Consider the following 13626-nt stretch of genomic DNA (forward strand, 5'->3'; position numbering starts at 1 on the left):
AGGACGTCGTACAGATGAAACAACAGACAGAACTGAATCGGGGATTAGAAGAACGTCACATTACACTGATGTCGCTGGGGGCGGCGATTGGTGTCGGACTGTTCCTCGGATCCGCAAAAGCGATTCAATTAGCTGGACCAGGAATACTGATCGGGTACTTAATCGGTGGTCTCATTATCTTCATTATCATGCGGGCTCTTGGGGAACTCGCAGTCCGTGAACCGGTATCAGGCAGCTTTGCCGAGTATGCCCGAAAATATGTCAGCCCGCTTGCCGGTTTCTTGACAGGGTGGAATTATTGGTTGCTCTGGATTTTCACATGTATGGCCGAAATTACGGCCGTCGGGATTTATATGCAGGAATGGTTCCCGAATTCACCCACTTGGATGTGGGCGCTTGGTGCACTGATTTTGATGACGAGCATCAACTTCATTGCCGTTAAGTTTTACGGGGAATTCGAATTCTGGTTTGCATTAATCAAAATCGTTGCCATCGTCGCAATGATCATTCTTGGAACGCTGACGATTGTCATCGGATTCGGGAACGGCGGTACGCCGGTCGGGATTTCAAATCTTTGGTCACATGGCGGATTCCTGCCGAACGGGTTCGGCGGTGTTCTACTTGCGATGCAAATGGTCATGTTTGCCTTCTTAGGGATTGAAGTGATTGGGGTCACAGCAGGTGAAGCAAAAAATCCGAAGAAAACAATCCGTAAAGCGGTCAACAATGTTTTCTTACGAATTTTAGTCTTCTACATCGGTGCTCTGTTCGTCATTCTTTCGATTTATCCATGGGATCAAGTCGGACAGAATAACAGCAGTCCATTCGTCTTATTATTTGATTCACTAGGCATTCCGGCAGCTGCCGGAATCATTAACTTTGTGGTCTTGACGGCGGCTTTATCGTCATGTAACTCAGGGATTTTCTCAACAGCCCGGATGATGATGAACTTGTCACAAAATCAGGAAGCGCCGAAACGTTTTGCGAAGATTTCTAAAAACGGTGTGCCGGCACTTGCGACGATCCTTTCTGGCGTTGCCCTGCTGGTTGGTGTCGCACTCAACTACTTCTTGCCGGACGATGTCTTTGCAATCGTCACAAGTATTGCGACATTCGGAGCCGTCTGGACATGGGCGATGATTTTGATTGCTCAGATGCGGGCACGTAAAGTGCACGGATCAGCTGAATTCGGAGTTCCGTTCTTCCCGATTGCGAACTATCTTGCGTTAGCCGCACTCGTGGGTGTCATCGTCCTGATGGCATTTGATGCCGGAACACGGATTGCACTGATTGTCGGACCGCTCTGGTACGTGATTTTGATTGCTGTGTATTATGCACGGGGAATGCATAAACAAAAGCGTCAACCACTGGATCGGGCATCCGGAGAATAAGAACTGGAGATCAGCTTCGGCTGGTCTCTTTTGTTCTGTTTCGACGTCAGTTTTGCTACACTGGACAAAGATGAAATAAGAGGAGGATTATTATGAAAACGATTCATGTCGATGAACTGCAAGAAAAGCTTGAAGCGGGTGAAGCATTACACGTCGTAGATGTCCGGGAACAGGACGAATACGATGCCGGTCATATTCCGAATGTCCGCTTTATGCCGATGTCTGAAATCGGAGAAAGGTATACCGAGTTGCAGGAAGGCGAAACGTACTATCTAATTTGTAAAGCAGGCGGCCGGAGCGAAAACGTCGGACGGTTCCTCGAACAGTACGGCTATGACGTCATCAACGTCGAAGGCGGGATGATGAACTGGAAAGGCGATCAAGAAGCGTGATTGCTGAAAAATTGGAAGCGGATTCCTAAACGGATCTGCTTCTTTTTTTTGATTTTCTGTGAAAAAGTATACATTTTAACCGATAAAGAAACTAGAACGGCGAGTACGTAGCTCGAGAATGGGAGTTGGATATGGAACAGAAGAAAAAACGCACGTTGAGTATTAAACAAAAGTTGATCCTGACATCGATGCTCTTATTATTGATTCCTTCTTTATTGATCGGTTTTGTTTCTTACAGCCAGTCCAAACAAAAAATCATGAATGAAATTTTACAGTCGGCTCATGCCGGTGTCGATCGGATGAATGATGAAATCATGAATATCATCGATCCGATGCGACGGGATGTCGCCTTTTTTGCGGACCGGATTGACGGGACGTTGTATCAATCAGGCAAACAGAATCTCGACTTAAAAGAAAAAATGACCGAATACTTAGATACGCATCCGCAAGCCGCTAATATTTATTATGCGACGACATCCGGCGAGATGACGATTTATCCGGAGCAGTCGATGCCGGATGATTATGATCCGCGTGAGCGTCCATGGTACAAAGCAGCCGAAGACGCCAGTGGAAAAGTCGTCATCACGGATCCATACGTTGACGCTGCATCGGGCAAGATGATGGTGACGCTCTCGCAAACAGGTGGAAACGGACGTGGTGTCATCGCAATCGACGTCGATGTCGACCGGATTGCCGACATCGCCAAGAAAATCAAAATCGGGAAAGAAGGATATGTCACGATTTTAGATTCAAAGAAAAATTTCGTCACTCATCCGACGTTAAAACCGGGTGAAACAGCAACTGGCAACTGGGTCGGACCTCTTTATGCCGGGAAAGAAGGACGCTTCTCTTACTTATTTGAAGATGAAGACAAACAGATGGACTTCATGACGAACGGTCTGACCGGCTGGAAAGTCGCCGGTACGTTGTACGACCGTGAAATCACGGACGAAACAGCCAGTATTTTATGGACGACATTAGGTGTCATTGCCGGTACGTTTCTCCTGGCTGGACTCCTGCTGTTCTTTATCCTGCGTTCGATCATCAGCCCGCTGAACCGCTTGACGAAAAGTGCGGAGCGGATTCAGGAAGGTGACTTAACGGAAGAAGTCGTCGTCGAATCGAACGACGAAATCGGAAAAGTCGCGGAAAGCTTTAACACGATGATTCTGTCACTGCGCGGGATCATCTCAAATCTTGATCAATCAATCGGTCAGGTCGCGGCTTCTTCCGAGGAACTGATGGCGAATGCCGCACAAACGACGGCAGCTTCGGAACAAATTGCCGGCTCGATTCAGGAAATGGCGGCCGGAGCCGGTCAATCGAAACGCCAGCTCGACGGGAATGCGGTTTCGCTGCAAGCCATCACATCGGGTGTCATGCGGATTGCCGAGAGCTCGACGAATGTGTCGGAACTATCACGGGCGACCGCTTCAGAAGCAGAAGACGGAACGGCCGCGGTCACAAAAAACGTCGAACAGATGAAAGCAATCGATTCATCGGTCGAGAACTTTGGTGAGGTCATCCAGTCGCTGGCCCATCGTTCGAACGAAATCGGGAAAATTGTTGATGTCATCAACGGCATTGCGACCCAGACGAATTTACTGGCCTTAAATGCGGCGATTGAAGCGGCACGGGCGGGTGAGAACGGAAAAGGGTTTGCCGTCGTTGCCAGTGAGGTGCGGAAGCTTGCGGAACAGTCGCAGGAATCGACGAAACAAATCTCCCATCTGATTCAAAACATCAAACAGGAAACGGAACGTTCGGTCTTCCTGATGAAAGAAGTTTCGCATCATACGAAAGCGGGACTCGAAACGACGGAAGATTCAGCCGTTCGTTTCAAACAAATCATGTTGCGGACGCAAGAAATGACACCGCGGATCGAAGATGTCACGGCAACGGTCGAAGAGATTGCTGCCAACGTCCAGGAAGTCTCGGCATCCGCAACGGAAATCGCTCATATCGCAGATGAAAATTCTGCAGCATCCGAGCGCGTCGCAGCGACGACGGAAGAACAGCTTGGCTCGATGGAAGATATTTCACAATCGGCTAAAACCTTGTCTGATATGGCGGAAGAATTGCAAGTCCTCGTATCACGATTCAAAATATGATTTTAAAAACGACCGTCCTCTTTCGAGGATGGTCGTCTTTTTTGGAAAAAGACGCGATCTTCAACCAGATTTCTAATGAATGTTGCTTGAATAAAATAAGAAACGGGAAAATACAAGTGTAGACTGGCAGCTTGTAATCGGGAGGTGTTGGTGATGGCACGACAGACGAAATTAATGGAGTGGCAACAGGCGGGTTTGATTGATGCAGAGACAGTCGACCGGATTAAAGCGTATGAAGGTCACCGTCAAAAAAAGAAACGTGTGCCGTTGTTGTTGATTGTCGGATTGACCTTTGTCGGGTTAGCTTTGCTCAGTTTCTTGGCTGCCAATTGGCAAGCGATTCCTGCCCTCATTAAAATTGGTTTAGTGTTGGTCATCATGGTCAGTTGTTATGTGTTGGCCGATGTATCGGAACGACGGACGATTTGGAATCCGGTTGCTTTTCGGATTCTTGGACTGGTTGCCTTTGCCGGAGCGCTCATCGTCACCGTCCAGAGTTTTCATATGTCCATGCAAGGTTCGTTTATCGGTTGGGCCGTCTTCCTCGCCGCGCTCGCCCATTTCTTTACGTGGCGTCATCCGGCCTATGCGATTGTTGCCTTCATCTCAGGTTTGAATATCTTTACCGGAGTCGGCGGATTTGGAACGGAGCATGCCACGTTTCTCGACTGGACATCGATTGTCCTCGTCGTGATCGTATCGCTTGCCTGGTTCTATTTCAGCCAGTCCTTCCCGTCCCTGATTCTCAGTTGGTTATTTCTTTATCTGTCGGGACTTGAGTTGTTTGCCCTTGTCTCTTACGACGGTGTCCTTTGGCCAATCTGGACCTTATTCGTGCTTGTCCCGCTGTTACTCGTCGTTAAACAAGACAGCGATCGTCATTTTCTATACCATCTGTATCTGATTGTCGCTGCCATCAATTCACTGGTTTATTTAACGGTCCGTGCCGAAACGACGGACTCCGTCATTCCTTTAGGAGAAGCCGTCGCACTTGCTGTTTTCGGTCTCGCAATCGGCTACTTGATTTACCAAAAATTCCGTCCGTTACTTTGGATTTTACCGCTCGGTTTGTTCGGATTCCTTTGGTTGGACGAACAGGCCATCTTGATTGCTGCGCTCGTCGAAATCATTGCCTTTGTTTATTTGATTGTGCAGGAGCGCCAAGGTCGTCGCCTGACGATTCCATTCGTTTACTTCATCGCCGTCCAACTGACGATTTATTTCATCTATGCCTGGGATCGCCTCGATATGTCGTTGTTCTTCCTCGTTGGTGCATTGCTCGTCTTCCTGATTGCCGGTGTCCTGTGGTGGATTCGAAAACGTCATGAAGGAGGGGTTCCGTCATGAAACGGTATCTGTTTCCAGTCCTGCAAATCATCGTCGTCCTCGGTGTGATCCTCAGTTTTTACTCCATTTCCTGGTTCGGTGACAGTTACCGCTTTCGGGCGGAACCGTATGATCCGTTCAGCCCGGTCTATGGTGAATATGTCATGTTGCAGTATCCTGATTTGAAACCTGCGGATTCCGTCAAAAAAGGATTGGTCTACGTTACGTTTACAACGGATTCTGATGGTTATGCCAAGATCGACCGTATCTCAAATGACCGCTTTTTCGGTTCCGTTGCCGGAGATTATTACGACAAGTACGTCACGATTCCCCAATTAAACCAGTATTATGTGGAACAGGGAACAGGAAAAGGGTACGAGGATGCAAAAAAATTAGTCGTCAAAGCCGATGTCTCGCCGTGGGGTACGGTTCGGGCAACCGATTTGAGTGTTCGAAATTGAACTACCTCCACCTACGCTTCGCTAAGAGGTGGAGGATTCCTGAGTTATTCAACCTAGCGGTCAAAAATTTATCAGGCTAACCCCGTCGTCCCGACGGTTGAACGTTGATCTTGTCCGTTTCTTTTATGCGGATGCCTACTCTGCTTGGTTTTCGCTACTTCGGTCATCCGCAAGGTGAACGTTGAAGATTTTACGTGACAGACGAACTTCCTGTCACAACCCTATATCTTCAGTTTTCAAAGAACATGACTATTTTTTTATTCCTGATTTTAATTGTTTTCAAACCAAGAGTGTCGGGCAATTGACGTGTCGCAAGACACGCCTTGCCCGAAGACGATTCATCCCCCACTTGCACTAGGGCCTCGCCCTGAACGTTTAGAAGTGGGAGTATTCTCGTCTGATTTTGATAAAAAGACCGCCTGGATGGATACACGAAATCCATGTACAATCCAGGCGGTTTTAATTAAGCTGATTTTTTCACTTTTTCCCAACGCGGTGAGTTGAGCAATTCAATCCATTTCCGGACCGCTGAAATCGTGATGACGATAGCTAAGATCCCCATCGTGACCGACAGAATCGTATTCAGGATACTGAAGCCGGCAGAAGCCGGATTCGCATAGACATTGGCGACCATCCAGATATCAGCGAACGTCACTGTTACAAGCAAGTAGACAAGCGGAATGAATGTCGTCAAGGCATACACTTTTTTGTCGGCAATCTTCAGGATGATTGTCGTTCCGATAATTAAGCCGATCGACGCCATCAACTGATTGGAGACACCGAACAAGGCCCAAATCGAACCGATGTCGCCGGAGAAGAGCAGGTACCCCCAGAAGAACGTACCAAGCGCACTGGCGAAAATCGCACCCGGGATCCAGTCGACCCGTTTTAACGGTTTGTAGAATTCACCGAAGAAATCTTGGATCAAGTAGCGGGCAACGCGTGTTCCGGCATCGATCGCCGTCAAAATGAAGACCGCTTCAAACAGAATGACGAATTGGAAGAAGAAGCCGGCAATTTCACGGAACCAGGGAATGGCCCGGAAGATGAACGTCATACCGACGGCCAGTGAAACGGCTCCACCGGTCCGTCCGGCGAGATCGAGTCCGATTTCCCGTGATAATTCATCAAGGTAAACGGTGCTCATACCGAGTGTCGCAAAGACTTCCGGTGTCGAATTGATGGCGAAGTAATCTCCGACTTCAAGAGACGTTGCGGCAATCAACGCCATGACAGCGACGAGACACTCAACAAGCATCGCACCGAAGGCGACCGGTTTGATATCACTCCAACGATTGATCATCTTCGGTGTCGTTCCGGAGCCGACGAAAGCGTGGAAACCGGAAATCGCGCCACAGGCAATCGTGATCGAGATGAATGGCCAGACCGGACCGGCAATGATCGGACCGCCACCGTTGACGAATTTCGTGAACGCCGGGAAACGGATATCCGGATTGATGATGAAGACACCGACGATCAAGGCAAAGAAAACACCGATTTTCATGAAACTTGATAAGTAATCACGCGGTGCAAGCAACAACCAGACCGGCAGTGCTGCAGCGAAGAAGGCATAAATCGGTAACGCAATCGCGAGTTGACGTGACGACAGGTCGAACCATGTTCCGATGAACGTGTCAGTCAACTGGGGACCGAAACCGATTGCAGCAAGAATCAATAGGAAACCGACGACGGAAGCCAAGGCGAGATTGCCGCCTTTTCGTAAATAGATACCGACACCCATGGCAATCGGAATGGTCGAGAAGACAGCGAACGTGCCCCATGGATTATGTTCCAAAGCATGGAGGACGACCATTGAAAGTCCGGCCATCGTAATCGTGATGATGAAGAGCATAGCGAGACCGGCACAAAAACCGGCAACCGGCCCGAGCTCTTTTTTAGCGACTTCCGATAACGACTGCCCATCCTGACGCATGGAAGCGAACAAAACGACCATATCGTGGACGGCACCACCGATGACAGCACCGATCAAAAGCCATAAGAGGCCCGGTAAATAGCCGAACTGAGCGGCAAGGACAGGACCGACGAGCGGACCGGCAGCGGCGATTGCTGCAAAGTGGTGACCGAACGAAACCCATTTGTTGGTCGGGACGTAATCTTTTCCGTCCGCAAACTTATGGGCCGGTGTTTCCCGGTCCTCTTTAATTTTTAAGACTTTGACAGCCATGAATGTGCCATAGAGACGATAAACGATCAATAAAATACAAATGACGGCAATAACAATAGGTGTAGCGCTCATGCGTGGACCTCCTCATAAACTGGTATGAGAAAAGTGTACTTGATTTGGAAGCGCTTTCTTTTGTTTGTCGGATGAACCGTTCGTTTTGACCGATGACATGTCGAAAAAGAGCGGTGAACGGAAAAAAGAAAGCTCTCAAATCCCGAGAGCTTCCTTTAAGACTTTGACATACGTCCGGCTGACCGGCACATCAATCTGCTGGATCTTGATTGTATAGGCCCCGTTGAACCACGGTTCGATCGCTTCGATGGCTGCCAAATTGACGAGGTAGGAACGATGGACACGAAGAAAGCGGTGACCCGATAATTTTTTTTCGAGTTCCTGCAACGTATCGTTCGACGGATAGGCGTCGGAACGCGTCACAAGCTTCGTTTTTCCGTTTTCCGCGACAATGTAGTCGACATCTTCAGGGGAAAGTAATTTTAACTGATCCCCGGATTCAACGGCCAATCGTTCAATCCGCGGTGTTTTCGGCGCCGGTTTGCGCATGATTTTTTCAATGGCCCGGCTGATCCGTGACGGATCGTAAGGTTTGAGAATGTAATCGTAAGCGTTCAGTTCGAAGGCTTCGAGGGCGTGGGTATCATACGCTGTCACGAATAAAATCGCAGGTGGGTGCGGCATCGATTGCAGGCGTTTCGCGACATCGAGTCCGCTCCCGTCAATCAGTTCGATATCCAAAAACACGAGATCCGGCTGCAACGTCCGAACGAGTTGCTCGGCTTCACCGACGTGGCCCGTTTCTGCGATGACGTCGAGTCCGGCCCGGACGACATGGTACCGCAACTCGTCCCGGGCAAGCGGCTCATCTTCAATTAGGATCGTGCGCATGGGAAACCTCCTTTCCTGTTTCGATGGGCAGATGGATGGTGATGGTCGTACCTTCTCCCGGTTGACTAGTCAACCGGAACGACCCGTTTTCAGCATACAGACTTTTAATCCGTTCGGCTGTATTGAAAAGGGCAGTGCCGGTACCGTTGGATTCAACGACTTCCCGACCGAGGCGTGTCAGGCGTTCCGCGTCGATCCCGCGTCCGTTATCGACGACTTCCAAAACGAGTTGATCCGCGGTTAACCAGGCCGTGACGCCGACATATCCGGTTTGACCAGGACTAAACGCATGCTGGAAGGCATTTTCGATCAACGGTTGGAGTACGAAAGGCGGAACAAGTAATTGTTCCGTCCCGTCCTCTAAATCAATATCAACGAACGGGCGGCTCGGAAAACGGGCCGCTTCCAGTGAGATATAGGCTTCGATATGTTCCAGTTCTTTTTGGAGCGGAATTTTCGTCGAGCGGGCACCCTGCAGGTTGCTGCGGAAAAACGTCGACAGTTTGAGCAATAAGGTCCGTGCCTGTTCGACATCTGTCCGACATAACGCGTAAATCGTATTGATGGCATTAAATAAAAAATGTGGATGGATCTGTGCTTCGAGGGCCCGGATTTCAGCATCCTTTAACAGACCGGCTTGCCGCTCGGCTTTCCCGAGGGCGAGTTGGGTCGAGAAGAGCTTGGCCAGTCCTTCGATCAATTCGACTTCGACGGCGTCGAGCAATTCAGGATGAGGATAATACACTTTGAGTGTCCCGATTGTCGTTTCGCCGATTGTTAACGGAGCAATGATGCCCGCCTGTAACGGGCAATCTGCTTTTGGACAACCGATCTCATCCCGATCGGTGACAAGCCTCAGTTGTCCGTCTGTCAAAACATGCTCCGTCGGACGGGTCGTCCAGTGCCCGCCGGATTGGTGATGGTCACTGCCGACACCTATATGTGCCAAAATGACTGATTGATCCGTCAAGGAGACCGCATCGGCGCGTGTCTGTTGTAATAAAATATCTGCCACGGCTTCCGCGGTTTGGATAGTTAAGCCGCGTGTCAAATGAGGTAAGGTCAAATCCGCGATATGCAGGGACCGTTCCGCTTCACGGGCCCGAACGTGTTCCTCTTCCCGCGCGGCGAGACGGATGATCGATAAGAACAGCCAGACGCCGAGGACGTTGACGACGGTCATCGGAAGAAAGATGAACTGGATCAGTTCGAGGGCGGCCGGGAACGGGTCGGAAAACAGAAGAATCAATGACATTTCGAAAACCATTAAAAAACCCGTCAGGCAAATCGGCAGTAATGCCCGACTGCCGAGACGGTCGCGCCAGTAGGGACGGAGTAATCCACTGACACCGCCTGCGACGACGGTCGAGAGGGCGCAGGCGAAAGCGGTAAACCCGCCAAGTGTATAGCGGTGAATCCCAACGAGGAGACCGGTGATCGTTCCACCGATCGGACCGGCGAGCAATCCGCTGATGACGACAATCATCGTCCGTGTGTTGGCGATTGCTGATGTACCGTCAACCTGTTCGAGCCAAGTGTGCGGTAAGAACTTGGCTAAATCGACCTTGACTCCCGTGTAATTACTCAAAATCCCATAGGTGGCGAAAATTAGAATCAGCAACCCAAACTGCCAGCCGGCTTCCGGCTGTTTCAGTAAACGCCGCGTCGGTCCCCACTGGGCGAGGATGAACGCTAAAATGATCATGATGCCGAGCCGTTCCAGTAAAAAGGGTATGAGTTCAAACATGACATCCCTCCATTCGTCCTAAGTGTAAACGTTACCGAAAAGGAGGACAACGAAAAAAACTCCAACCGATCCGAAGATCGTCTGGAGTTTCGTTAGTTATTATTGAGCATCTTTATCGAATGTAATTCGAGCGATCGCATCATGCTGGTGAATCGTTTCTTCGTTACGGCATTCGACGAAGAACGATGCAATCGGGTCCATTTCGTAAAGGTCGGCAGCGATTAAGCGCACCATATCTTCTACGAAACGCGGGTTTTCATAAGCCATCTCTGTAACACGCTTCTCATCCGGACGTTTCAGGACCGGGTGCAGAGGTGCTGATGCATTGGATTCCGCTGCATCAAGAAGTTCCTGTTTCCAGTTGAAATCATCGGCTTCATCGCGTAATGAAGCTTCCATTGTCACGTAACCGCGTTGGTTATGTGCACTGTATTCGCTGATTTCTTTTGAACATGGGCAGAGTGTCGTGACGTTGATTGTCAGACCGACTGATAAAGTTGCTTCGTTTGTTTCTGTGTTGACGCTGACCGTCTGCCAGACTTCCGCGTTCATCAATCCGCTGAGTCCTGTTGCCGGCGCTTTGCGTGTGAAGAACCATGGGTAACGGATTGTCAGTTGTCCTTCGGATTGTTCCATGCGCTCCGCCAGTTCGCGGGCGAATTGGATGAGTGATTCGTTTGTGACGACCCAACCTTCGTTGTGGTACTGATCCAGTTGTTCCGTCAAACGGCTCATATTGATCCCTTTACGGTCCTGGACAAGTGAAGTCGAAAGTTCAAATGTCGCAATCGTTGCTTGTGTTGTTTCGCCGTCTTGAATGACGACCGGGTGTTTGACGTTTGAGATTCCTACAGCATCGAGTGCGAAGAGGAAGTTCTTCGGTGTGTTCTGCAAGTCGATCATTTTATCTTTTTCAGTCGGCTTCGTTCCTTTAATAGGAGGAACAGAGCCAAACAGCTTGTGGCGCTCTTCTTTGGTTGGCAGTGTAACCGGGTAGGTAGACATTCGTATCGGCCCCTTTGTCCTTTTGTAGTAGTGCAAGTAGTAATAACATGACAGGAATGCTAGAGACGAGCAAGTCTGGTGATTCCGTGAATGTGTTGTCGCGACGTATCGTTGCTATGAATTTTATCACGAACCTTCCTAAAAATAAAACTTACAAGACTCGGAAGAAACAGTTTACGTATTTACAGGTATAACTTGCTTGCAATCGGGTATATTATAATATAGTATGTGTTCATGTGAACGTGTAAATGACGTATCTAATGAAAATTGATTTTCAATGAAAAATCGTAAACAGGAAGGAATGAAGTAGATGGATTGGCAGTTAGTACTTCAATATGCCTGGGTTGTCCTCGTCTTAATCGCTTTAGAGGGACTACTTTCGGCGGATAACGCACTCGTCCTGGCCGTCATGGTCAAACACTTACCGGGCGAACAGCAGAAAAAGGCTTTATTTTATGGATTGGCAGGAGCATTCGTTCTTCGATTTGCAGCATTGTTCGCGATCTCATTCCTCGTCGATATCTGGCAGATCCAAGCACTTGGTGCCGCCTATCTGTTGATCATGGGGCTGCGGCATATTTATAAAACCGTTAAGGCCCGGCGGATCGGTGAGAATCACGGAGCAGAAAACGAGCTCGACGCTGAGCCGAAATCAGAGGAGCCGGTCTCGAAAGGCGAGTTCTGGAAAACAGTCGCGAAGATCGAATTCGCTGACCTTGCGTTTGCGGTGGACTCGATTTTGGCAGCCGTCGCCCTTGCCGTCGCCCTTCCGAACTGGGGAACCGGTGAAATCGGTGGATTGAACACGGGTCACTTCGTCGTCATCCTGACAGGTGGACTGATGGGTGTCGTCCTGATGCGTTTTGCAGCCCGCGTTTTCGTCAAGTTACTGGCGGAACGTCCGGGTCTTGAAACGGCAGCCTTCGCGATCGTCGCCTGGGTCGGGGTCAAGCTTGCCGTCCTCGCGCTCGAGCATCCGAAATACCATGCATCCATCGAAGGAACGATTTTTGAAGCGATGAAACTCCCGGAAGGATTCGCCCACAGTACACCGTGGCAGATCTTCTTCTGGACCGTCATGGTCGGTCTCGCACTTTGGGGCTGGTTCTCTTCTCCAAAGACGAAATCAAATCCCGATGCTGAAAAGAAAGTCGAAAAAAATCTGTAATCTTCATCAGGCTCTCCTTCCGGGGGAGTCTTTTTTTGTCTAATCATCCGGAAGTTCGGGTAAAAAGAACAGTCAGATTCAAGTGTTCAGTCTTTTGCTTTTAGATAAGCGGCCTTATAATAAACTTACTGAACAAAAAGGGGATTCGTTTTTATGGATATTGGATTAATTACACAGTATGCGACGGTTGGACTTGTTTTAATCATCTTACAAGGTCTGCTGTCAGCCGATAACGCCATGGTCATGGCTGTTCTCGTGCGTCCGTTACCGGACGATCAACGTAAAAAAGCACTGTTTTATGGATTGATCGGAGCACTTGTCCTGCGTTTCGTGGCGATTTTCTTTGCGTCGTACTTAGCGACGATTTGGGAGTTGCAGGCGCTCGGCGCCATTTATTTGTTCTATGTGGCGTTCAAGGGGATTGTTGAAGCCCGTTCGAACAAACATCAGATTCCGGAGTCCGCTTCTGCTAAAAAAGCATCACCGAATTTCTGGTGGACAGTCGTCAAAGTCGAATTCTCCGACTTGGCGTTTGCGGTCGATTCAACGCTTGCAGCCGTTGCGATGGCAACGACGTTACCGATGATTGGCGGAACAATTGGCGGTTTGAACACAGGACAATTCTGGGTTGTCTTCTTCAGCGGAATCATCGGACTTGTCATCATGCGTTACTTTGCCAGCTGGTTTGTTGTCTTGTTACAAAAACGACCAGGTATCGAAGAAGCGGCCTTTTGGCTTGTTGCCTGGGTCGGCGTCAAGTTGGTCGTTATGACGCTTGCGCATCCGTCGATTCACGTTTTACCGCATGAATTTCCGGAAAGTACGCTTTGGCAGACGATTTTCTGGGTCGTCCTCGCCTTGATTTTAGTACTCGGTTGGTTCAGAAGCGGTCCGAAAACAGACAAATAATAATTCGAAACGGACAGGGTCATCATTC

General features: G+C 49.3%; 11 protein-coding genes. 7 read left to right on the forward strand and 4 right to left on the reverse strand.

Going from position 1 to position 13626, the window contains the following annotated elements; all coding sequences use genetic code 11:
• Positions 1-14 precede the first annotated feature (14 nt).
• The 5 genes from KNP91_RS13480 (at position 15) to KNP91_RS13500 (ending at position 5681) form a co-directional block, all read left to right on the forward strand.
• Complete coding sequence (locus tag KNP91_RS13480; protein WP_012369132.1) at positions 15-1391, forward strand: amino acid permease; 1377 nt, start codon at positions 15-17, stop codon at positions 1389-1391.
• Positions 1392-1483: 92 nt separating this feature from the next.
• A complete protein-coding gene (locus KNP91_RS13485) occupies positions 1484-1783 on the forward strand; it encodes a rhodanese-like domain-containing protein (protein WP_214766639.1) in 300 nt (99 codons plus the stop codon).
• A gap of 131 nt (positions 1784-1914) precedes the next feature.
• Entirely contained in the window at positions 1915-3894 is a 1980-nt protein-coding gene (locus KNP91_RS13490; protein ID WP_214766637.1) for a methyl-accepting chemotaxis protein, read from the forward strand.
• 153 nt (positions 3895-4047) lie between these two features.
• On the forward strand, positions 4048-5241 hold the full coding sequence (locus KNP91_RS13495) for a DUF2157 domain-containing protein (RefSeq protein ID WP_012369135.1): 1194 nt from the start codon (positions 4048-4050) through the stop codon (positions 5239-5241).
• Complete coding sequence (locus tag KNP91_RS13500; protein WP_012369136.1) at positions 5238-5681, forward strand: GDYXXLXY domain-containing protein; 444 nt, start codon at positions 5238-5240, stop codon at positions 5679-5681. The genes KNP91_RS13495 and KNP91_RS13500 overlap by 4 nt, the downstream gene beginning before the upstream one ends.
• 463 nt (positions 5682-6144) lie before the next feature.
• Here the strand turns inward: KNP91_RS13500 and KNP91_RS13505 are convergent, their stop codons facing one another.
• The 4 genes from KNP91_RS13505 to folE2 all read right to left on the reverse strand — a co-directional run bounded on the left by KNP91_RS13505 (position 6145) and on the right by folE2 (position 11521).
• Complete coding sequence (locus KNP91_RS13505; protein ID WP_214767082.1) at positions 6145-7938, reverse strand: carbon starvation CstA family protein; 1794 nt, start codon at positions 7936-7938, stop codon at positions 6145-6147.
• Positions 7939-8073: 135 nt separating this feature from the next.
• The gene (locus KNP91_RS13510) at positions 8074-8769 is read right to left on the reverse strand and encodes a LytR/AlgR family response regulator transcription factor (RefSeq protein ID WP_214767080.1); all 696 of its coding nucleotides are present in this window, start codon (positions 8767-8769) and stop codon (positions 8074-8076) included.
• Entirely contained in the window at positions 8750-10516 is a 1767-nt protein-coding gene (locus KNP91_RS13515; RefSeq protein WP_214850517.1) for a LytS/YhcK type 5TM receptor domain-containing protein, read from the reverse strand. Before KNP91_RS13515 ends, KNP91_RS13510 begins: the two co-directional genes overlap by 20 nt.
• A 99-nt stretch (positions 10517-10615) precedes the next feature.
• Positions 10616-11521 (reverse strand): GTP cyclohydrolase FolE2, encoded by a 906-nt coding sequence (gene folE2, locus KNP91_RS13520; RefSeq protein ID WP_012369140.1) that lies wholly within the window; start codon positions 11519-11521, stop codon positions 10616-10618.
• A 310-nt stretch (positions 11522-11831) separates the two neighbouring features.
• On the opposite strand from folE2, the gene KNP91_RS13525 reads away from it, so the two are divergent.
• Together KNP91_RS13525 and KNP91_RS13530 are read left to right on the forward strand one after the other, a co-directional pair.
• The gene (locus KNP91_RS13525; protein ID WP_214850521.1) at positions 11832-12689 is read left to right on the forward strand and encodes a TerC family protein; all 858 of its coding nucleotides are present in this window, start codon (positions 11832-11834) and stop codon (positions 12687-12689) included.
• Positions 12690-12842: 153 nt separating this feature from the next.
• Positions 12843-13598, forward strand: coding sequence for a TerC family protein (locus tag KNP91_RS13530; RefSeq protein WP_012369142.1), 756 nt, complete (start codon positions 12843-12845; stop codon positions 13596-13598).
• Positions 13599-13626 lie beyond the last annotated feature (28 nt).

Source organism: Exiguobacterium sp. s138, assembly GCF_018618775.1.
In the GTDB taxonomy this organism is placed as follows: Bacteria; Bacillota; Bacilli; order Exiguobacteriales; family Exiguobacteriaceae; genus Exiguobacterium_A; species Exiguobacterium_A artemiae.